We start from the raw sequence: 19,207 nt of genomic DNA on the forward strand, positions 1-19,207 counted from the left end.
TGGTCGTGCGGTCCGCTCTTCCCCGTACGAAAGAAGGTCACCATGACGCACGACCTGCGGCGCGGCTATGTCCCCAGTCCCTTCGGGCAGTTGCACTACGTCGAATGCGGCGCCGGCGAGCCCGTGCTGCTGCTCCACCAGACGCCGCGCTCCTGGACCGAGTACCTGGACGTGCTGCCGCTGGTCGGAGCCGCCGGGCAGCGGGCGATCGCCATGGACACCCTGGGCTTCGGGGCCTCCGCGAAGCCCGCCGGGCCGCACTCCGTGGAACGGTTCGCCGACGGTGTGCTCGCGCTCGTCGACGCGCTCGAACTGGAGCGTTTCCACCTGGTGGGCCATCACACCGGCGGGGTGGTCGCGGTGGAGGTCGCAGCCCGGCTCCAGGACCGGGTGGCCGGCCTGCTGCTGTCCGGCACGCCCTTCGTCGACGAGGAGCGGCGCGGCCGGGCCGCGACGCGCAAGCCGGTCGACCACGTCGACCCCAGGGCCGACGGCTCGCACCTGCTGGAGCTGTGGAACCGGCGCCGCGGCTTCTACGAGCCGGGCGAGGAGGCCGCGCTGCACCGGTTCATGGTGGACGCGCTCACGGTCCTGGACCGGGTGGAGGAGGGCCATCTGGCGGTGACCCGGTACCGGATGGAGGAGCGGCTGCCGTACGTCACGGCCCGCGCCCTCGCGGTGTGCGCGCCGGGCGACCACTACTCGCTGCCCGCGCTGGAGAAGTTCGCGGCGCTCGGCTGGGAGACCCAGGTGCTGTCCGGCGGTCACGTACCGGTGCCGGAGCAGCTTCCGCGGGAGTTCGCCGAGGTCATCGGCGCGTGGGTGGCGAAGGGCTGAGCCGGGCCGTACGGTCCCAGGTCGTCGCCGTGATGCCCCGGGCGCGCAGCTCCGCCTTGCGGACCTTGCCGGTCTCGGTGAGCGGCAGCTCCGCCACCACGTCGATGTGGCGGGGCACGGCGAACGGCGGCAGCTCGCGCTCGCAGTGCCGTACGAGGTCGTGGGGGTCGAGCGTGCGGTCCGGGCACAGGACGACCGCGACCATGACCTCGTCCTCGGCCAGCTCCGAGGCGACCGGGAAGGCGGCGGCGTCGGCGACCGCGGGGTGGGCGCGGACGGCGGACTCCACCTCCTGCGAGGAGATGTTCTCGCCGCGCCGGCGGATGACGTCCTTGATCCGGTCGACGAACCGGAACGAGCCGTCCGGGTCCCGGACCACGCGGTCCCCGGTGCGCCGCCAGTCGTCCGGGGCCGGGCTCTCGGCGTCGCCGAGGTAGCCGGTGGCGAAGGCGAACGGCTGGTGGCTGCGGACGACGAGTTCGCCGGGGGCGCCGTCGGGGACCGGGGCGAGCAGCTCGTCGACGACCCGCACCGAGAACCCGTCGCGGACGGTGCCGAGGCGGCCGGGCCGCTGTTCCTCGGGGGTGGATCCGATGACGAGGTTGGTCTCGGTGGAGCCGAATCCGTCGACGAGGGTGACGCCGAAGCGCTCCCGGAACGGCTGCCAGGCGGGGCCGGGAGTGGCCGGTGAGAGGCCGCGCCACACGCGGTGGGCGCGGTCGTGGGGGCCGGGGGGCTGGGCGAGCAGCATGGGGACCATCGCGCCGAGCAGATAGACGACGGTCGCCTCGGCGTGCGCGACCTGGGTCCAGTACCGGGAGGCCGAGAAGCGCGGCGCGAGCGAGTAGGCGGCGCCCACGGTCATGGCCTGGGCCAGCGCGTTCAGGGCGTTGGTGTGGAACAGGGGCAGACAGGTGTGCAGGACGTCGTCGGCGGTCAGCCGCAGGGAGTCGGCGACGTTGCGGCCCCACCAGGAGAACTGGGCGTGCGGGCAGCGCACGCCCCGCGAGGCGCCGGTGGTGCCCGAGGTGAACAGGACGAAGGCGGTGTCCTCGGCGCGGACCCGGGCGGGCGGGAGCTCCGGCGCGCCCTCCTCGGGCGTGGGAACGGCGCCGGTTCCGTCCGTTCCGTCGGTGCCGTCGGTGATCCACAGCGTTCCCCGGTAGCCGGCCTCGACGACGCGGGCGGCCGGCTCGGGCTCCGCCAGCAGGAACGCGGGCTCGGCGGCGTCCAGCACATGCCGCAGGCCGGGGCCGCGCAGGCCGGTGTTGAGCGGGACGAGGACCGCGCCGAGCCACGCGGTGCCGAGGATCAGGTCGACGAGCTCGATCCGGTTGCCGGTCATGGCGGCGACGCGGTCCCCGGGCCGGCAGCCGCGGGCCGCGAGCGCTCCTGCCGTCGCGGCGGCGGCCCGGCGGGTCTCCCGGTAGGTGCGCGTCACCTCGCCCACCCGCAGGAGGACCCGGTCCCCGAACTCCTCGGCGGCCGCCTCCAGCAGCCCGGGGACGGAATGCGCCCGGATCACCGCAGCGCCCCGGCGTCCCGCAACCGCCCGATCCGCTCCGGCGAGTACCCCGCCACCTCCCGCAGTACGTCATCGGTGTCGGCGCCGAGCAGGGGTGCGGGCTCGCGGACGGCCCCGGGGGTGCGGGTGAGCCGGATCGGCACTCCCTCGTGCAGGAAGGCCCCCGCGGCCGGGTGCTCCCGGCGGACGTAGAAGCCGCGCGCCCGCAACTGCGGGTCGTGCTCGACGAGTTCCCGCCCGTCCTGCACGGCTCCGGCCGGGACGCCGACCTCCTGGAGGAGTTCGGCGGCGAGGTCGGCCGGCATCGTCCGCGCCCAGCCCCCGAGCGCTTCGTCGACGAGGGCGCTCGCGCGTCGACGCGCCCACGCCGTCCGGGTCCGCTCGTCGGCGGCGAGATCGGGGCGGCCGACGACCTCGCACAGCGCCGCCCACTCGGGGTCCGACCGCACGCTGACAGCGAGCCAGCGGTCCGCGCCGAGACACCGGTACACGCCCTGCGGGCTCCACTCGGGGTGGGTGTTGCCCCTCGGCGCCGAGGGGGTGCCGGTGAGCAGGCTGGTGCCCATGTGCGCGGCGATCGCCTCGAGTTGGGACAGGTCGATGTGCTGCCCGCGTCCGGTCTCCTCCCGGTGCTCCAGGGCGGCGATGGTCGCGAGTGCGGCCTGGAGTCCGGCGACGATGTCGCCGTGGCCGTAGATCACGCCGACCACGTCCTGCGGACCCCAGCCGGTCAGCCCGGTCAGTCCGGACGCGGCCGAGACCGTGTCGGCGTACGACACCCAGCCGTTGCGGGGGCCGGTGTGCCCCATGCCCGACATGCTGACGTAGACGATGCGGGGGTTGATCCGGGCGAGCTCCTCGTGGCCGAGGCCCATCCGGGTCATGACGGTGGAGCTGAAGTTCTCCACGAGGACGTCGCAGGACGCGATGAGGTCGCGCAGCACGGCGAGGCCGTCCGCGGAGCGGGTGTCCAGCGTGATGCTGCGTTTGTTGCGGTTGACGTCGTTGAAGTAGCCGCTGGTGTTCGGGTCCGTGTGCGGGCCCCGGGAGAGGTGCATGAAGGGGGCGAACCGGGTGGGGTCGGGGCGGCCCGCCGACTCGACCTTGATGACCTCGGCGCCGTGGTCGGCGAGGATCTTCGTGCAGTAGGGGCCCGCGAGCACCCAGGTCAGGTCGAGGACGCGGACGCCGTCCAGCGCGGGGCGCCCGGCATCCTGCGCGGCGACGGTCCGGGGCGCCGGGCGGGAGGTGTCGAGGAGGGCGCGGTCGGCGTCGAGGGCGGGGACGTCCAGTTCCTGCGTGCGGCGGCCCTCCGGGAACGCGAAGGGGAAGCCGACGTCGGTGCGCCCGGCCACCCGGGTGAAGAAGCCGCGCGCCGTGAGCTGCGGGTTGTCCGGCAGTTCGGAGGGCAGGTCCACGGCGGCCCAGGGCAGTTTCCTGGCCTGGGCGGCCTCGGCGAACTCGGCCTTCGGCCACGCGCCCGCGAAGTCCTGGACGACCTTGAAGACATGCTCCTGGTGTGTCTTGCGTTCGACCGGGTCCTGCCAGCGGGGCTCGCCGAGATCGGCCTCGGCGCCCTCCTCGCGCAGCCACTGAAGCAGCGCGTCCCACATGCGGGGGCTGCCGCCGAGCCCGCCGCCCAGGTGGCCGTCGGCGGCGCGGAACAGCCCGTGCGGCACGAGCGGGTGCACGGCTCCCGGCCGGGGCGGCACCCGGTCCTCGTGCAGATAGGCCAGCGTGCCCGCCTCCAGGGCGGCGGCGACGCAGGCTTGCGCGGAGACGTCGATGAGCTGGCCGGGGCCCCGGCGGCGGGCGCGGACGCCGAGGAGGGCGGCGATCGCCGCGTTGACGCCGGCGAGTTGCTCGGCCTGGTTCTCGGGCAGCCTCAGCGGCGGCCCGTCCGGGTCGCCCACCTGCGCCAGCATGCCGCCCAGCGCCGCCACCACCAGGTCGGTGCCCCGCCAGTGGGAGCGCGGCCCGACGAGTCCGAAGGGCGTGACGCGGACGTGCACCACGTGGTCGGGGGCCTGCGCCCCGTCCGGCGTCCCGTCGAGCAGGACGTCCGCGCCGTCGAGCAGTCGACGCAGCTCCTGCGGGGAGCCGACGACGACGGACCGCTTCCCGGCGTGCCAGTGGGCGAACGCGTCCCCGTCGAGTTCACGCCGGGTGGGGTCGCCGTCCGGGGGTTCGACCAGCACGACCTCGTGTCCGAGGCCGACCAGCAGCCGGCCCGCGAACCGGACGAAGGGACTGGACAGTTCGACGACGCGCAGCGCCGGTCCGCTCATGTTTCCTCCCCTGTGGGTCACGGGTGCCGCTGGTCCAGGAAGCCGCTGACGACGCTGTGGTAGTCGTACGGCCGCTCCTCCTGGGGGTGGTGGGAGGCCTCGCTGATCACATGGAGGTTTCCCTTGGGGATCATACGGGCCAGCATCAGCGGGTAGTCGGGGGTGAGAAAGGCGTCGTGCATGCCCCACAGGAAGAGGGTGGGGGCCTGGATGCGGCCGAGTTCGGCGGTGAGGTCCTGCCAGTCGCCGCGCGGGTTGTCGGAGGCGCCGGCGAGGGCGGTCTCCTCGGGGTCGAGGCTCTGCTCGTGACGCAGGGTCACGGTGCCGTCGGGGACGGCCTGCGGGTCGTACCACTCCAGACGGGCGATCAGCTCGCGCATCTTCTGCCAGGACGGGCCGGTGCCGCCGTAGTACACGTCGCGGGCGTTGCGGCCGCGGCGGCCGCCCTCGGGGAGGGGCGCGAGCGGGCCGTAGAACACGGGCATGCTGCCGGTGATCACCAACGACCGGACGCGCTCGGGGTACTTGGCGGCGAGGTTGAGCGCGATGGTGCCGCCCCACGAGTTGCACACGAAGTCGGCGCGCTCCACGCCGAGGGCGTCGAGGAGGGCCACGGTCTTCGCGGCGTGGTAGTCCCACATGGGGCCCTCGATGACGGGCTTGGCGGACTTGCCGTACTGCAGGATGTCGACGAGGAGGCAGCGGCGGTCGGCGGCGAACAGCGGGGCCACCTGCCCGAAGTCGGACCAGCCGGTGCAGCCGGGCCCGCCGCCGTGCAGGAACACGGTCGGGCTGCCCTCCCCCAGCTCGACGTAGTGGTATTCGACGCCGTCCGCTTCCGCGTAGGCGCCCTTCGGGGGCGCCTGGATGTCCATGAGGTCCATGGACCGATGGTGGGGCGGCGGTGATCGCCGCCCAAGCGGATCGGTCCGTTGAACGGTCCGGTTCCGTGGCCGCCGCCGGGAAGCGGACCTTAGTGTGCACAGCCCGTGACGTGAGTGGGGAGGCAGCGCATGTCGGCGTTGGAACTGGCCGAGCAGAGGGCCCGGGCGGCGATCGGGGTCCCGGAGCAGCGGTCCCTGGGAGTCGTACGGGCCGAGGACGCCGCGGAGTTCGCGCGCGCCGCCGGCGAGAGCGCACCGCAGCTGGTCGATCCCGGTCATCCCGGCTTTCGCGTGCATCCCCTGTACACGGTGAGTCTGCTGCGCGGCGCGCCGGGCGCCGATCCGGCCGAGTTCCGGCCCGACGGCATGTACCGCGACGAGGTGCCCGGCACTGACGGACTCGACGTCCGGCTGATGGCGGGCGGCCAGGACGTGCGCTTCCGGGCCGAGGTGCGGCCCGGGGACGAGATCGGCATGCGCCGGACCCTCACCGGTGTGGAACGCAAGGGCGGCGGGGCGGGGTTCCTGCTGCTGACGGTCGAGAAGACGTACTCGGCGGAGCGGGGCGCCCTCGTCGAGGTCACAGAGAGGTTCATCGTCCGATGACGGCTCCTGTCCGCCAGGTCACCGTGGGGCAGGCGGTGCCGGCCGTCGAACTGACCCCGAGCGCCGTCGACCTGCTCCGCTTCGGCGCGGTCACGCGCAACGCGCACCGCATCCACTACGACGGCGAGTTCGCGCGCGCGGAGGGGCTGGCCGGGCCGGTGGTCATGGCGCAGCTGCACGGCTGTCTGTTCCATCGCGCGGCGGCGCGGTTCGCGGGGGACGCCGGACGCGTCCTGGAGGTCGGCTGGCAGAACCGGGCGCCCGCGCACGCCGGGGACCGGCTCGTGGTGACCGGCCAGGTGCGGGCGGTGGACGCCGCGAGCGGCACGGTCACGCTCGACCTCGTCGAACACTGCGGCCCCGACAGCACGGTGTGCTGCCGGGGCCATGCGGTCGTCGTGCCGGGCTGAGTGATCCGCTGGAAGTGCCGCGATGTGCCGTCGTTCGCTGCGGCGCCGTCGTGGCTGGTCGCGCAGTTCCCCGCGCCCCTTCAGGGCGCTGCCGAACCGCAGCCGACCTCGCCGGACTGGACGTCAGCCCAGGTCCAGCGTCACCCTGCCGACCGCCTCCCCGGTCCGCAGCCGGTCGACGGCCTCGGCGAGGTCGTCGATCGGGTACCGCTCGATCGGCAACGTCAGCGTCCCCGCCGTCAGGTCGGCGAGCAGTCGCCGCACGTCGTCGGCGACCTCCGCGGCCCGTGACATCAGGTTGACGGTCCGCAGCGACACGTCGGCGAGGAGGAAGTCCGCGAGGTCCACGGTGAACTCGCGGCCGGCGGTGTAGCCGACGAGGGCGGCGCGCCCGCGCGGCCGGACCAGCCGCAGCGCGTCCCGCAGCACGGGCCCGCCCACGGTGTCGATCAGCACGTCGATCGGTCCGCCGACCGCCTCCGGCGACAGCTCGGCCGCCGACACGGCCTTCGCGGGCGGCGGGACGTGCGCGAGCTTGGCCGGGCGGCCGACCACGCCGACCACCTCCGCGCCGGCCTGCGCGGCGAGCTGCACGGTCAGCGCGCCGACCGCGCCCGCCGCCCCGGTCACCAGGACCCGCTCGCCCGGCCGCACGGCCGCGACCGGGTGCACCGCCGCCCAGGCCGTGCCGACCGGGGAGAAGTAGCTGCACGCCAGCGCCGGATCCGTGCCCTCCGGCACGGCCTCGACGGCCGCGTCCGGCACCAGGGCGTGCTCCGCCCAGCAGCCGTCCCTGCGCAGTCCGAGCGCCTTGCCGCGGAGTTGGACGAGGCTGCCCTCCGGATGGATGTCCGAGGCCAGGACGGTTCCGCTGCCCGCCGTGCCCGGCACCGCCGGCAGGTCGGGGAGGATGCCGAACTTGCCGTCGACGACGTTGAGATCGAGGTGGGTGACGGCGGCGGCGCTCAGCCGTACGAGGGTGTGGCCGGGCCTGGGCTCCGGTATCGGCCGCTCCACGAGCCTCGGCAGCGCGCCGAACGTCTCCAGGACAAGGGCACGACTCACAGTTTCACTCCATATCGACGCAGGGCCCGGGAGGCGACGATCCGCAGTATGCGGTCGAAGACGAACCCGAGGATGCCCAGGGTGATGATTCCGACGAAGACCCAGTCGATCCGGCCGTAGTTGCGGGAGGTCCAGATCAGCGAGCCGAGACCGACCTGGGCGGCGACGATCTCGGCGGAGACGATGGTCAGGAAGCTGTTGCCCATGGCCAGCCGGGCGCCGGTGACGATGTGCGGCACGGTGGACGGCAGGACGATCCGCTGGAGGATCTGCCGCCGGCTCGCGCCCAGGCTCGCCGCCGCCCTGAGCTTGGACTCGCTCACCGCCATGACGCCGGCGCTCGTGTTGAGGGTGACGATGAAGACGGCCGTGTAGAAGATCAGGACGACCTTCGAGGACTCGCCGATGCCCAGCCACACCACGGCGAGGGTGACGAAGGCGACCGGCGGGATGAACCGGAAGAACTCGATGTAGGGGTCGAGCAGTTGGCGTACGACCTTGATCTGCCCGACGAGCAGGCCGACGGGTACGCCGACGAGCAGTCCGAGTCCCCAGCCGATGAGGATGCGCCGGCCGGAGGCGATGATCGAGTTGGTCAGCGTGCCGTCCCGGGCCAGTTCCTCCGCCGCCGACAGGGTCTCCTTCGGCGAGGCGACGAGGGAGGAGCCGTACTGCACGGCCAGCAGCTGCCAGACGCCGAGGCCGATGAGGACGGACAGGGTGTAGAGGCCGATCGTGCGCAGGCCCCGCAGGCTCGCCCGGTCCGGGCGTGGCCGGGTCCGCTCGACTGCGGTGGAGGCGGTCTCTGCCGTGACGACGCTCATCGGACGTCCTCCTCCTGGTCAAGGCCCTGTTTGACGCCCTGTTCGAGGCCCGGCTCCGGGTCCTGGTCGAGGCCTTGGTCGCGCAGGGCCTTGCGCACCTCCTCGCCGATGTCCTCCCGCAGGCTGCGGCGCAGTTCGACGACGCCCGGGTCGGCCTCGTCGCGTGGTCGCGGCAGGTCCACCGGGTACACGGACTTGATCCTCGCCGCCGGTCCCGCGGTCATCACGGCGATGCGGTCGGCGAGCAGGATCGCCTCGTCGATGTCGTGGGTGACGAACACGACGGTGCAGCCCGAGGCGCGCCAAATGCGGTCCGTCTCCTCCTGGAGCACCTGCCGGGTCTGGGCGTCGAGCGCGCCGAACGGTTCGTCCATCAGGACGACGCTCGGTTCGTTGGCCAACACGCGGGCGATCTGGACGCGTTGCCGCATGCCGCCGCTCAACTGGCCGGGGAACCGGTCGGCGCAGTGCCGCAGTCCGACCAGCCTCAGGTATCCGTCGGCGAGTTCCGACTGCGCCGCACGCGATTCCCGGCGCATGCGCGGTCCGAACATCACGTTCTGGCGGACCGTCATCCAGTCGAAGAGCGCCTCGCTGCTCTGGAAGACCATGCCCAGTTCGGGGTCGGGCCCGGCGATCTCGGCGCCGCCCGCGGTGAGGCTGCCCTCGCTCGGCGTCACGAACCCGGCCATCGCCGACAGCAGGGTGGACTTGCCGCAGCCGCTCGGTCCGAGCAGACAGAGGAACTCGCCGGCGGCGATGTCCAGGGATATGTCCCGCACCGCCTGGAACGAGCCGAAGCGGATGCCGACGCCGTCGGCGCGCAGCGCGGCGCCGCGTCCGGCCGCCCGGTCGCTCTCCACCGCGGTGGTCTCGATGGCCTCGGTCATCAGGATCCCTTCAGGTGCTCGGTGGACCAGCCGCGCAGCACGGCCGCGGACACGTCCGGCCTGGCCTTGACCTTGCCGGTGCCCAGATAGAAGGAGACGGTGTCGTCGTACGCCGACAGGTCCTCGGCGGTGAAGTCGCGGACCGCGAAGTCGATCTCCTTGATCGCGTTCACGGTCTGGGCCGTCGGGATCTTGGTGGCCTTCTTCGTGGCCTCGGCCGCCGCGTCCGGGTCGCTCTCGGTCTCCTCGGCCGCCTCCTGGAGCGCGGTCGCGACCTTGACGGCGGTCGCGGTGTTGTCCTCGAGCCAGCTGTCGGTCGTCAGCAGCCAGTGGGAGTAGGTCACGCCGAAGTCGCCGGTGGTCTCCAGGATCCGCTCGCCGAGCGCCACGCCCTTCGTGGGCCAGGGCTCCCACAGGACGTAGGCGTCGACGTCTCCCTGCTGCGTCAGCGCCGGGATCTCGGGCGGGTCGGCGGTGATCAGGTCGACCGTCTCGGGGTCGATGCCCTTCGACTCCAGGAATCGGGTGGCCGCGAGCTGGGAGAGGCCGGGGACGACGGCCATCTTCCTGATCTGCGCGGCCGAGTCGACCTTCGGGCCGAGGACGACCTTCAGATAGCGGCCGGACTGCTCGTACACCAGCAGCGAGCGCAGCGAGGGGGTCTGCTGGAGCACTCCGATGGTGGTGGTGTCGGAGTTGCCGGCGAACTGCACCTGGCCGGCGCCGAGGGCGTCCACCCCCTCGCCGCCCTTGCCGAACTGGACGAGTCGGACGTCTACGCCGTGCTTCGCCCACAGTCCCTGGGCGTCGGCGAGGAAGAAGGGGGCGAAGGAGGGGTCGACGCCGACGGCGATGCGGATCGTGGGTCCGGCGCCCCCGCCTCCCTGGGCCGCGGTCGAGTCGGTGGTGCCGGCGCCGCACGAGGTGAGCGTGAGGAGTGCGGCGGTCAGGGCTGCGGAAGCTGCGAGGAGACGTCTTGGGCGGGACGGTGTCTGCATGCGCACCTCGGTGAGGGAGAGGAAACCGCCGGTCGTGGCGGGTCGTCGAAGAGCGGCCCGAATTGGCGCACCGTAGACCTCGGCCCGACCTCCCTGCATCGGCATGGGTCCGCTGAGCGGGACGCGGCCCGAGGATGCCTGCGCCGCCCCCTCGTCGGGGGGCGTTCTGCTCAGCGGAACGGGTCCCTTGGGCAGATCCGTCGGCGCCCGCATGCTCGGGTCGACTGTTCGCACGGCAGCAGGAGGACACGCACGATGACGGTCGAGGACTCACCCGAGGCACAGACTCCCGTCCGCGGGCGCCGCAGAGCATCCGGCGAGCCCGGCCGCCAGGACTGGCGGTCCTGGCCCCACTACGACGCGGCGGGCGCGGGCTTCCGCGGCTACTGGTACCCGGTCACCTGGGCCGGCCAGATCACCGGCAAGCCGTTGCCGTTCACGATCTGCGGCGAGAAGATCACCCTGATCAGGGACAACGGCACGGCGTACGCGCTGCACAACCGCTGCCCGCACCGGGGGGTGCCGCTGTCGGAGGGCGATCAGCAGTTCCCCGGCACGGTCAGCTGCCCGTACCACGGCTGGACCTTCGATCTGCCGACCGGGAAGCTGAGCGCGGTCATCACCGACGGGCCGGGCTGCCGGCTCACCGGCAAGGTCTCGGTGCGCACGTATCCGGTCGAGGAGCGGCTCGGCATGGTGTGGGTGTACATCCCGATCGCCGACGAGGAACCGCACCCGATCGACTCCCAGCTCCCGGAGGAGCTGGTGGAGAACGCCTTCGTGATGGGCGGCCGGATCGACCCGCGCTCGGGCAACTGGCGCTTCGCCTGCGAGAACGGCTTCGACGAGGGGCACGCCAAGTATCTGCACCGCACGGCGCTGTGGCGGCTGTTCAAGCCCATGCCGACCTGGAACATCACCCGGGTCGTGCCCAAGGGCCGGTGGATCTTCCGGGTGCAGGACGAGGTGCACTGGGAGGCCGACTTCCCCGGCGTGGGCCGCTGGAGCAACAAGCGCTGGTGGAAGCAGCAGCCGCCGAAGGAGACCTTCAACATCGGCAACACCGGCAAGCCGGACCGGGTCGACCCGGTCATCGAGGCGCAGGAGTTCCCCGGCTTCGCCTCGCTGTCCATGCCGGGGGTGCTGCGGATCGCCTACCCGAACTTCATCCACTACGAGTTCTACGTCCCGGTCGACGAGGACAACCACCGCTATGTCGGGGTGATGGTCAACTTCACCGAGGGCTGGAACACGCTCCGTTTCTACGCCAAGTACCTGGGCGCGATCCGCTGGCTGTTCCACGGTCAGTTCTCCGGCCAGGACGCGTGGATGGTCGACATCACGGACGCACCGCCGGAGAAGCTCTACCGCCCCGACATCTCGCTGACCGCCTGGCGGAACCTCAGCGAGGAGGAGTACGCCAAGAAACTCGCGGCGGCGGGCGTGACCCCGGCGGGCGGCGACTCCCCGATCGAGAAGAAGGCATGACCATGGGCCGTACCCTGCTCACCCTGCTGGCCGGAGCCGCGATCGCCGTCGGCATCCCCCTGGCGAGGAAGCGCCTCGCGCGCACCGCCATGACCCAGGTCCACAGGATCAACCAGTGAGCGCCGACGCCCTCGCGGGTCTCGACGACCGCCGGCGCGGCTGGGCCGAGGAGGCCTGGCGGCAGGTGACCGGCGACCGGCTGCGCGAGCTGATCATCGGGCTCGTCGACATCCCGAGCCCCACCGGCGACGAGGGGCCGCTGGCCGCGCACATCGCCGACACCCTCGCGGTCTCCGGATGCCGCACGGAAGTCCAGCCGCTCGACGACCGGCAGGCCAACGCCTGGGCCCGGCTGGAGGGCGACGGCACCGGCCCCGACCTGATGCTCTACGCGCCGATCGACACGCTCACCGTGGGCGAGGAGAGCGAGGACCTCCCCTGGATCGGCCCCGAGCTGCGCGACGACATGCGCCCGCAGGCCACGGTCTACGACGATCTCGTCGTCGGCCTCGGCGCCTCCAACCCCAAGGGGCACGCCGCGTGCGTGATGATGGCCGCCGAGGCCATCGGGCTGGCGGGCGTGCCGCTCACCGGCGATCTGGTGGCCGCGTTCGGCGCGGGCGGCATGCCCACGAACGCCCGCCCGGCCGGCGTCCGGCGCAACACGGGCCAGGGCGTGGGCTGCTCGTTCCTCCTGGAGCAGGGCGTGTGGACCGACTACGCGGTCATCGCCAAGCCGGGCTGGACGGTCTCCTTCGACGAGGTGGGCCTCGTCTGGTTCGAGGTCACCGTCCGCGGCACGCACACCTACGTCGGCTCACGGCACCGCCTGCCCTACGACAACGCGATCGCCCGCGCCGGTGACGTGACCCGGTACCTGGAGGAGTGGTTCGTCGAGTACGCCGAGCGGCACACGTCGGGCACGGTCGCCCCGCAGGGCATCGTCTCCTCCGTGCACGGCGGCTGGCCGCGGACGGCGGCGGTGACGCCGGCCTCCTGCACCCTCATGGTCGATCTGCGCATCGGCCCGGACACCACGCCGATGCAGGCCAAGCGGGAGTTCCTCGCGGCGATCGACTCGATCCGCGGCAAGCTGCCCGGCCTCGACGTGAGCGCCGAGATGGCGGTCGCGATCCCGGGCACCCGGACGGACCCGGAGAGCTGGATCTGCCGGAGCGCGACCGCGGGCTGGGCCGCGTTCGAGGGCCGCGAGCACGAGGTGATCCGGGGCAACAGCGGCGCCACCGACGCCAACATCCTGCGCAACCGCGGGATCCCCACCGTGCGGGTCGGCATGCCCAAGGTCGTCGAGGCGCCCTTCGGGATCGACTTCGCGCGGGGCATGAACACCGTCTCCGTGCGGGCCATGGAGAAGCTGACGCGCCATCTGATCCGCACGGCCGTCGACACCGTCACCCGCACGCGCGCCGAGCTGGAAGGAGCCACGGCATGACCGAGATCGTCCTGGGTGTGGGCGCGTCGCACAGCACGCTGATGAACACCCACTGGGAGGAGACCCTCCACAAGGACCGCGCGGAACGCTTCCGCGACGCGCTCGGGCAGGCGCGCGAGGCGCTCGCCGCCGCCCGGCCCGACACCGTGATCCTGGTCGGCTCCAACCACTTCCGAGGCTTCTGGCTCGATCTGATCCCGGCGTTCACGATCGGCGTCGGCGAATGCGTCGCCAGCGGTGAGTCCGGCACCCCGAAGGGTCCGCAGCCGGTGGACGTCCCGCTCGCCCGGCATCTCGCCGAGTCGCTGGTGGACGGCGGCCGGTTCGACGTCGCGTTCTCGGCGCGGCTGCAGATCGACCATGGGCAGTCGCACGCGATCCAGTACCTGCTCGACGGGCTGGACGTGGAGATCGTGCCGCTCGTCGTCAATGTGTTCGCGCCTCCGCTGCCCACCATGGAGCGCTGCGACCAGCTGGGCCGGGCGATCCGGGAGGCGGCGCTGGCGTTCCCCGGGGACCGCCGGATCGCGGTGATCGGCTCCGGCGGGCTCTCGCACCGGCTGCCCTGGCCCGACTGGCGCGAGCCGCACGGCGACGACGAGGAGTTCATGGTCGGCGCCTGGCTGAACGGCCGCGAGAACTGGCAGGACTACGACGCGCGGCGCCGCGAGATCATCCGGGCCGCCGAGGCGGCGATCACCCCGGAGTTCGACGACGAGTTCCTGACGCTCGTCGAGCGCGGCGAGGCGCACCGGACGACCGCGTTCACCACCGAGGAGCTGGAGAAGGCCGCCGGCAACGGGGCGCAGGAGCTGCGCACCTGGCTGCTCATGGCCGCCGTCCTCGACCACGCCCCGGGGCGGCGGCTGGCCTACGAGCCGATGCCGGAATGGCTCACCGGAATGGCCGTCGCCGTCCTCGATCCCGCACCGACCCACGAAGGGCAGTCATGAGCATCTGGACCGAACTGTCGGGCCTCGACTACCGCCACGCGTACGTCGAGACCGGCGACTTCAGGACCCGCGCCCTGCAGGCCGGCCCGCAGGACGGCGAGCACGTGGTGTTCCTGCACGGCACCACGGGCCATCTGGAGGCGTTCGTACGGAACATCCCGGCGCACGCCGAGGCCGGCTACCGCTGCCACGCCATCGACATGCTGGGGCACGGCTACACCGGCAAGCCGGACCGCCCGGGCGAGATCCCGGCGTACGTCGACCACCTGCTGTCCTACCTGGACGCGGTCGGCGCCGACCGCGCGCACGTCGTCGGCGAGTCGCTGGGCGGCTGGGTGGGCTCGTGGGCGGCGAGCGAGCACCCGGACCGGGTCGCCTCGCTCCAGCTGCTGTGCATGGGCGGCACGAAGGTCAACCCGACGGTGATGGAGCGGCTGAAGACCTCCACCCGGGCCGCCGCGCTGGAGGACGACGTCTCCTTCACCCGCGAGCGGCTGCGGCTGCTGTGGGCGGAGTGGGACGAGGACCTGGGCGACGAGCTGACCCGGGTGCGCTACGAGATCTACCACCACCCCGAGTTCCAGCGGAACCTGCACAACCTGCTGGCGCTGCAGGAGTTGGAGGCCCGCGAGCGCAACCTGCTGCGCCCGGACCGCATGGCGCGGATCAAGGCGCCGACGCTGGTGGTGTGGGGCAACAAGAACCCGCTCGGCGACGTCCCGGAGGCGGAGGCGATCGCCGCGGCGATTCCGGGCGCTCGCCTGGAGGTCTTCCCTGAATGCGGGCACTGGCCTCAGCATGAGAAGGCCGATCTTTACAACCCGCTCAGCCTGGCGTTTCTCGCCGAGGCGTCCTCCGTCGACTAATCGCGAGGTGCTCTCATGACCGTCGTCCCGATCGACCGCTCCGCAGTCCCCGGCCCCGGCGCCGGCTCCGCTCCCGACCACGACTCGATGAACTCCGTGCTCGGCAAGGTGCGGCCGATCGTGGAGGCGTTCACCGTCGACGACGACTCGCTGTCGCTGGCCGATCTGGTGCGCCGCACGGGCGTGGCGAAGGCGACCGTGCACCGGCTCTGCCAGGAGCTGGTGGTCTGGGGGCTGCTGGAGCGAGCGGGGTGCAACTACCGGCTCGGGCTGCGGCTCTTCGAGATCGGCCAGCGGGTGCACCGGCAGCGCATCCTGCGCGAGGTGGCCCAGCCGTACATGGAGGATCTGCTGCTGGCCACCCGCGAGACGATCCACTTCGCGATCCACGACGGCCTCGACGTGGTGTACCTGGAGAAGATCCTGCCGCACCGGGGGCTGAGCGAGGAGTCCCGGGTGGCGGGCCGGCTGCCGCTGTACTGCACGGCCACCGGCAAGGCGATCCTCGCGTTCTCCCCCGCCTCGCTCTTCGGCGAGGTGGTCAGGAGCGGGCTGAAGCCGTTCACCCGGCACACCATCACCTCGCCGGGCCGGCTGCGCGGCCAGCTGGAGCGGATCCGGGAGCAGGGCGTCGCGACGGAGGCGGAGGAGGTGCGGCTCGGCTACACCAGCATGGCCGTGCCGGTCTTCGGACGCCAGGAGGTTCCGGCGGGCGCGCTGTCCATCACCGCGCCCACCTACCGCGTCGACGCGACCGCACACGCGGGCGCGCTGCGCACCGCGGGGCTGGGGATCAGCCGAGCCCTGCGGTCGGCGCTGTGAGCGCCGGCGGGGGGTCCGCGCTGGACGAGGTGCTGGCCCGGGCCCGCCGTCTCGTGGACCGCTGGGACCACGAGGACTGCGGCACGATGACGGTCCGCGACTTCTGCCGGTACGCGGCGGCGCTGAACGACGACGAGTACGTCCGGCGGGCCCGGGCCCGGGAGGCGGCCGGGGAGCCCGTCGAGGCGCCCGCGCTGTTCCTCGCGGGCACGATGAGCTGGGAGGACGGGCCGGTGGAACGGGACCTGCGACCGGACGGCCTGGCCGTGCGGGAGTCGCCGTGCACCCAGGGCCTCCCGGTGCGTCAGGTGCACGGCGGTCAGTCGGTGCGGCTGATGCGGCCACCGGTCGCCGGCACCCGGGTCACGGCGTCCCGGGCGGTGGTGTCCGCCCAGCGCAAGCAGGGCCGCTCGGGCGCGTTCGTGCTGCTGGCGCTCACGACGCGGTTCACGTCGGCGGACGGCAGCGAGCTGACGGCGGTGGACGAGACGATCGTCGTCCGCGAGGCCCTGGAGCCGGAGGCCCTGGAGCCGGGCTCCTCCGGTGGCGGCGAAGAAGGTGCCGCGTGACGGCTCCGGTCGTGGGTGAGGTGTGCGCCCCCGTGCGGTACGCGCACAGCAGGGTGCAGCTGTTCCGGTTCGGCGCGGTGTCGTGGAACTCCCACCGCATCCACTACGACACCGCTTTCGCGGTCTCGGAGGGGTTCGCGGACGTCGTCGTCCAGTCCACCCTCCACGGCGAGACGCTCGGCCGGCACGCGCTGGCCTGGGCCGGTCCCGGCGCCCGTCTCCTCGCCGTGAGCTGGCGCAACGCCTCGACCGCCGTGGCCGACGAACCGCTCACCTGGACGGCGACGGTCCGCTCGGTCACCGAGAACGGGGACGGGGTGTCGCTCGAAGTGTCGATCGACGTGTCGATCGTCAAGGAGGACGGCACGCCGTGCGTCACCGGGACGGTGGAGCTGTCGGTCCGCTGAGCAGGACGCCGCGCTCATCGGTTCCGGCCCGTGCTGGGAACGTCGCGTGCACGGCGCTGCTCCTCGCCTGTGCCTGTACCGCCGGGACACGCCACCTGACGGCGCGCACTGCTGTGGGGCGTGCGGGCGCGCCGGGGAGCTTTCGCGGGGACGATGGCTTTCTAAGCGGGTCGGGCGGCGAAGTCGGCAGCGCAACGACGGCACATCGCGGCAGCTGGGAGGCAGGCATGGCGGTGAACCGGATCGGCTTGGTCGTGCACAGTGGGCGCGCGGCGGCCGTGGACGCCGCGCGGGCCGTGCGGGCGTGGTGCGCCGAGAACGCCGTGGGGTGCGCGGAGATCGACGTGTGGCGGGAAGGCGCGCGGCACAGCGCACCGGAGGAGGTCGCCGCCGCCGGAGACCCGGATCTCGTCGTCACGCTGGGCGGCGACGGCACGTTCCTGCGCGGCGCCCGGCTGGCCGCCGAGCACGACGCGCTGATCCTGGGAGTCGATCTCGGCCGGGTGGGGTTTCTGACGGAGGTTCCCGCCACGGCCGTCCGGGCGGCCTTGGACGCCGTGCGGGAGGAGCGGCTCAGCGTCGAGAGCAGGCTGCTGCTCACCATGCGGGCCTCGTGCCCGCTGCGGGTGCCGCCGGACGTGGTGGCGCTGCTGCGGTACGGCCGCGGGCCGCTGTTGCCGACGCCGACCGTGCGCCCCGACTGCGAGGCCGGCGCGGACTGGGGCGTGGCCCTCGACGTCATCGCGCTGAACGACATCGTCGTGGAGAAGCTGGCGCGGGACCGGCAGGTGTCGGTCGGCGTGTATCTGGCGGGCCGGCTCCTGGCGTCCTACTCCGCCGACGCGGTGCTGGTGGCCACGCCGACGGGGTCGACCGCGTACAGCTTCGCCGCCGGCGGTCCCGTCGTCTCGCCCCGTGCGGAGGTGCTCGTCTTCACTCCGGTCGCCCCGCACATGACGTTCAACCGCTCGGTGGTCGCCGCCCCGGACGAGCCCGTCGCGCTGCGGATCCTCGAACGGTCCGGTCAGGCCGCCGTCAGCGTCGACGGCCAGTTGCGCGGAGTGCTCGATCCGGGCGACTGGATCGGGGTGTACGCGGCTCCCCGGCGGCTGCGCGCGGTCCGGCTGGGTCCGATGGACTTCTACGGCAGGCTGCGCGAGCGGATGAATCTCACCGACGCCCCGGCCGCGATCGCCGACGGGGACGCGGCTCCGCTGTGGTCCGTGACGAGTCCGCCGCCGGGCGACCTCGCCCACCTCGCACTGCCGGTCGGTCCGGAGGGCGGTCCGGACAGGGGCTCGGACGGCGGTCCGGACGGGGGCGAGCGCGGATGAGCCCGGGCGGCCCCGCCGAGGACCCCGGGATCGAGCCGACCGGCGCCGGCAACGGGCCGGCCGTCTCCCGTCGGGAGTTCGACGCGCTCTTCGAGGCCGTGCGCACCTGGGGTCGCTGGACCCCGGCCGACCGCGGCGCCTGGAACCGGGTGGGCGCGGATCACGTCCGGCGGGCCACCGCGCGCGTCCGGTCGGGGACGGTGGTCCCGATGGCGCTGCCCTGGAACACCGAGCCCGGCCCCGACAACCGCAGGCCCGCCCTGCACCACATGACCGACCTCGGTGACGTGGAGAGCCCGGAGCCGTCCGCCTACAAGGACTTCATCGGCGTCGACCACCACGGCAAGGCCGTCACCCATCTGGACGCCCTGTGCCATATCGCCTACCGGGGGCGGCTCTACGACGGCCGGACCGCGCACGAGGTGGTGGACGCCGCGGGCGCGCGGTTCGGCGCGGTGTCGGCGCTCGGCCCGCTGGTCACGACGGGCGTGCTCCTCGACCTGCCGGCCGTGCTCGGCGTCCCCTGGCTGGAGCCGGGCCGGGCGGTGCGCGCGCGGGACGTCATCGCGGCGGAGGAGGCGCTCGGGGTGACGATCGGCGAGGGCGACGCGGTGCTGCTGCGCTCCGGGCACGCCCGCCGCCGCACGGAACTCGGCGCCTGGGACTCCGGCGCGGCCAGTGCGGGCTTCCATGTGGACGCGGTGCCGCTGCTGGCCGAGCGGGGGATCGCGTTGCTCGGCGGCGACGGCGACAGCGATGTGCGGCCCTCGCCGGTGGCCGGGGTGCACTCGCCGGTGCACACCCTGGCCGTCGCCGCGATGGGGGTGCCGCTGCTGGACAACCTCGACCTGGAGGCCCTCTCCGCGGCGACCGCCGAGGCGGGGCGCTACACGTTCCTGCTGGTCGTGTCGCCGCTGAACGTGCCGGGCGGCACGGGTTCGCCCGTCACCCCGGTCGCGGTTCTCTGACCGCCGAGCGATGCCGGGCG

20 protein-coding genes are annotated in these 19,207 nt (G+C 73.1%); 13 read left to right on the forward strand and 7 right to left on the reverse strand.

Annotated elements, in window-relative coordinates; all coding sequences use genetic code 11:
* The first annotated feature begins 42 nt into the window (after positions 1–42).
* Positions 43–837, forward strand: a complete 795-nt coding sequence (locus ACWCPF_RS25000) for an alpha/beta fold hydrolase (RefSeq protein WP_451047299.1) — start codon at positions 43–45, stop codon at positions 835–837.
* On the opposite strand, the gene ACWCPF_RS25005 is transcribed toward ACWCPF_RS25000, so the two are convergent.
* Genes ACWCPF_RS25005 through ACWCPF_RS25015 form a run of 3 tightly spaced genes read right to left on the reverse strand, consistent with a single transcriptional unit; the run spans position 809 to position 5,534 of the window.
* Positions 809–2,362 (reverse strand): AMP-binding protein, encoded by a 1,554-nt coding sequence (locus ACWCPF_RS25005; protein ID WP_451047300.1) that lies wholly within the window; start codon positions 2,360–2,362, stop codon positions 809–811. The two genes, ACWCPF_RS25000 and ACWCPF_RS25005, sit on opposite strands and share 29 nt — an antisense overlap.
* A complete protein-coding gene (locus tag ACWCPF_RS25010; protein WP_451047301.1) occupies positions 2,359–4,650 on the reverse strand; it encodes a CoA transferase in 2,292 nt (763 codons plus the stop codon). Before ACWCPF_RS25010 ends, ACWCPF_RS25005 begins: the two co-directional genes overlap by 4 nt.
* A 17-nt stretch (positions 4,651–4,667) precedes the next feature.
* Positions 4,668–5,534 (reverse strand): alpha/beta fold hydrolase, encoded by an 867-nt coding sequence (locus ACWCPF_RS25015; RefSeq protein WP_451047302.1) that lies wholly within the window; start codon positions 5,532–5,534, stop codon positions 4,668–4,670.
* A 129-nt stretch (positions 5,535–5,663) separates the two neighbouring features.
* Here ACWCPF_RS25015 and ACWCPF_RS25020 point away from each other — a divergent pair, with 129 nt between their 5' ends.
* Together ACWCPF_RS25020 and ACWCPF_RS25025 are read left to right on the forward strand one after the other, a co-directional pair.
* Entirely contained in the window at positions 5,664–6,140 is a 477-nt protein-coding gene (locus tag ACWCPF_RS25020; protein ID WP_451047303.1) for an FAS1-like dehydratase domain-containing protein, read from the forward strand.
* On the forward strand, positions 6,137–6,550 hold the full coding sequence (locus tag ACWCPF_RS25025) for an FAS1-like dehydratase domain-containing protein (RefSeq protein ID WP_451047304.1): 414 nt from the start codon (positions 6,137–6,139) through the stop codon (positions 6,548–6,550). The genes ACWCPF_RS25020 and ACWCPF_RS25025 overlap by 4 nt, the downstream gene beginning before the upstream one ends.
* Positions 6,551–6,673: 123 nt before the next feature.
* Here the strand turns inward: ACWCPF_RS25025 and ACWCPF_RS25030 are convergent, their stop codons facing one another.
* From ACWCPF_RS25030 to ACWCPF_RS25045, 4 genes are read right to left on the reverse strand one after another with little or no spacing between them, the layout of a single operon-like run.
* Positions 6,674–7,615, reverse strand: a complete 942-nt coding sequence (locus ACWCPF_RS25030) for a quinone oxidoreductase family protein (protein WP_451047305.1) — start codon at positions 7,613–7,615, stop codon at positions 6,674–6,676.
* Entirely contained in the window at positions 7,612–8,439 is an 828-nt protein-coding gene (locus tag ACWCPF_RS25035; protein WP_451047306.1) for an ABC transporter permease, read from the reverse strand. The genes ACWCPF_RS25030 and ACWCPF_RS25035 overlap by 4 nt, the downstream gene beginning before the upstream one ends.
* Positions 8,436–9,329 carry an ABC transporter ATP-binding protein gene (locus tag ACWCPF_RS25040; RefSeq protein WP_451047307.1) on the reverse strand — a complete coding sequence of 298 codons (894 nt, stop codon included), beginning with the start codon at positions 9,327–9,329 and terminating at the stop codon, positions 8,436–8,438. The genes ACWCPF_RS25035 and ACWCPF_RS25040 overlap by 4 nt, the downstream gene beginning before the upstream one ends.
* Positions 9,329–10,327: an ABC transporter substrate-binding protein gene (locus ACWCPF_RS25045; RefSeq protein ID WP_451047308.1), complete on the reverse strand. Its 999-nt coding sequence runs from the start codon at positions 10,325–10,327 to the stop codon at positions 9,329–9,331. The genes ACWCPF_RS25040 and ACWCPF_RS25045 overlap by 1 nt, the downstream gene beginning before the upstream one ends.
* Before the next feature lie 255 nt (positions 10,328–10,582).
* On the opposite strand from ACWCPF_RS25045, the gene ACWCPF_RS25050 reads away from it, so the two are divergent.
* From ACWCPF_RS25050 to ACWCPF_RS25095, 10 genes are all read left to right on the forward strand, one after another.
* Positions 10,583–11,815, forward strand: coding sequence for a Rieske 2Fe-2S domain-containing protein (locus ACWCPF_RS25050; RefSeq protein ID WP_451047309.1), 1,233 nt, complete (start codon positions 10,583–10,585; stop codon positions 11,813–11,815).
* Positions 11,812–11,934 (forward strand): hypothetical protein, encoded by a 123-nt coding sequence (locus ACWCPF_RS25055; protein ID WP_351907440.1) that lies wholly within the window; start codon positions 11,812–11,814, stop codon positions 11,932–11,934. The genes ACWCPF_RS25050 and ACWCPF_RS25055 overlap by 4 nt, the downstream gene beginning before the upstream one ends.
* Entirely contained in the window at positions 11,931–13,268 is a 1,338-nt protein-coding gene (locus tag ACWCPF_RS25060) for a M20 family metallopeptidase (protein ID WP_451047310.1), read from the forward strand. The genes ACWCPF_RS25055 and ACWCPF_RS25060 overlap by 4 nt, the downstream gene beginning before the upstream one ends.
* On the forward strand, positions 13,265–14,221 hold the full coding sequence (locus ACWCPF_RS25065; protein ID WP_451047311.1) for a DODA-type extradiol aromatic ring-opening family dioxygenase: 957 nt from the start codon (positions 13,265–13,267) through the stop codon (positions 14,219–14,221). The genes ACWCPF_RS25060 and ACWCPF_RS25065 overlap by 4 nt, the downstream gene beginning before the upstream one ends.
* Complete coding sequence (locus tag ACWCPF_RS25070) at positions 14,218–15,087, forward strand: alpha/beta fold hydrolase (protein ID WP_451047312.1); 870 nt, start codon at positions 14,218–14,220, stop codon at positions 15,085–15,087. Before ACWCPF_RS25065 ends, ACWCPF_RS25070 begins: the two co-directional genes overlap by 4 nt.
* A gap of 15 nt (positions 15,088–15,102) precedes the next feature.
* Complete coding sequence (locus ACWCPF_RS25075; RefSeq protein WP_451047313.1) at positions 15,103–15,909, forward strand: IclR family transcriptional regulator; 807 nt, start codon at positions 15,103–15,105, stop codon at positions 15,907–15,909.
* A complete protein-coding gene (locus ACWCPF_RS25080; protein WP_451047314.1) occupies positions 15,906–16,478 on the forward strand; it encodes an FAS1-like dehydratase domain-containing protein in 573 nt (190 codons plus the stop codon). Before ACWCPF_RS25075 ends, ACWCPF_RS25080 begins: the two co-directional genes overlap by 4 nt.
* Positions 16,475–16,885 (forward strand): acyl dehydratase, encoded by a 411-nt coding sequence (locus ACWCPF_RS25085; protein WP_451047315.1) that lies wholly within the window; start codon positions 16,475–16,477, stop codon positions 16,883–16,885. The genes ACWCPF_RS25080 and ACWCPF_RS25085 overlap by 4 nt, the downstream gene beginning before the upstream one ends.
* Before the next feature lie 227 nt (positions 16,886–17,112).
* On the forward strand, positions 17,113–18,219 hold the full coding sequence (locus ACWCPF_RS25090; RefSeq protein ID WP_451047316.1) for an NAD(+)/NADH kinase: 1,107 nt from the start codon (positions 17,113–17,115) through the stop codon (positions 18,217–18,219).
* Positions 18,216–19,187 carry a cyclase family protein gene (locus ACWCPF_RS25095; RefSeq protein ID WP_451047317.1) on the forward strand — a complete coding sequence of 324 codons (972 nt, stop codon included), beginning with the start codon at positions 18,216–18,218 and terminating at the stop codon, positions 19,185–19,187. The genes ACWCPF_RS25090 and ACWCPF_RS25095 overlap by 4 nt, the downstream gene beginning before the upstream one ends.
* Positions 19,188–19,207 lie beyond the last annotated feature (20 nt).

This window comes from Streptomyces sp. NPDC001858 (assembly GCF_053594615.1).

Coding starts and splice junctions, on each gene's coding strand:
- ACWCPF_RS25000 (WP_451047299.1), top strand. CDS start 43: ATGACGCACGACCTGCGGCGCGGCTATGTCCCCAGTCCCTTCGGGCAG.
- ACWCPF_RS25010 (WP_451047301.1), bottom strand. CDS start 4,650: ATGAGCGGACCGGCGCTGCGCGTCGTCGAACTGTCCAGTCCCTTCGTC.
- ACWCPF_RS25015 (WP_451047302.1), bottom strand. CDS start 5,534: ATGGACCTCATGGACATCCAGGCGCCCCCGAAGGGCGCCTACGCGGAA.
- ACWCPF_RS25020 (WP_451047303.1), top strand. CDS start 5,664: ATGTCGGCGTTGGAACTGGCCGAGCAGAGGGCCCGGGCGGCGATCGGG.
- ACWCPF_RS25025 (WP_451047304.1), top strand. CDS start 6,137: ATGACGGCTCCTGTCCGCCAGGTCACCGTGGGGCAGGCGGTGCCGGCC.
- ACWCPF_RS25035 (WP_451047306.1), bottom strand. CDS start 8,439: ATGAGCGTCGTCACGGCAGAGACCGCCTCCACCGCAGTCGAGCGGACC.
- ACWCPF_RS25040 (WP_451047307.1), bottom strand. CDS start 9,329: ATGACCGAGGCCATCGAGACCACCGCGGTGGAGAGCGACCGGGCGGCC.
- ACWCPF_RS25045 (WP_451047308.1), bottom strand. CDS start 10,327: ATGCAGACACCGTCCCGCCCAAGACGTCTCCTCGCAGCTTCCGCAGCC.
- ACWCPF_RS25050 (WP_451047309.1), top strand. CDS start 10,583: ATGACGGTCGAGGACTCACCCGAGGCACAGACTCCCGTCCGCGGGCGC.
- ACWCPF_RS25055 (WP_351907440.1), top strand. CDS start 11,812: ATGACCATGGGCCGTACCCTGCTCACCCTGCTGGCCGGAGCCGCGATC.
- ACWCPF_RS25065 (WP_451047311.1), top strand. CDS start 13,265: ATGACCGAGATCGTCCTGGGTGTGGGCGCGTCGCACAGCACGCTGATG.
- ACWCPF_RS25070 (WP_451047312.1), top strand. CDS start 14,218: ATGAGCATCTGGACCGAACTGTCGGGCCTCGACTACCGCCACGCGTAC.
- ACWCPF_RS25075 (WP_451047313.1), top strand. CDS start 15,103: ATGACCGTCGTCCCGATCGACCGCTCCGCAGTCCCCGGCCCCGGCGCC.
- ACWCPF_RS25090 (WP_451047316.1), top strand. CDS start 17,113: ATGGCGGTGAACCGGATCGGCTTGGTCGTGCACAGTGGGCGCGCGGCG.
- ACWCPF_RS25095 (WP_451047317.1), top strand. CDS start 18,216: ATGAGCCCGGGCGGCCCCGCCGAGGACCCCGGGATCGAGCCGACCGGC.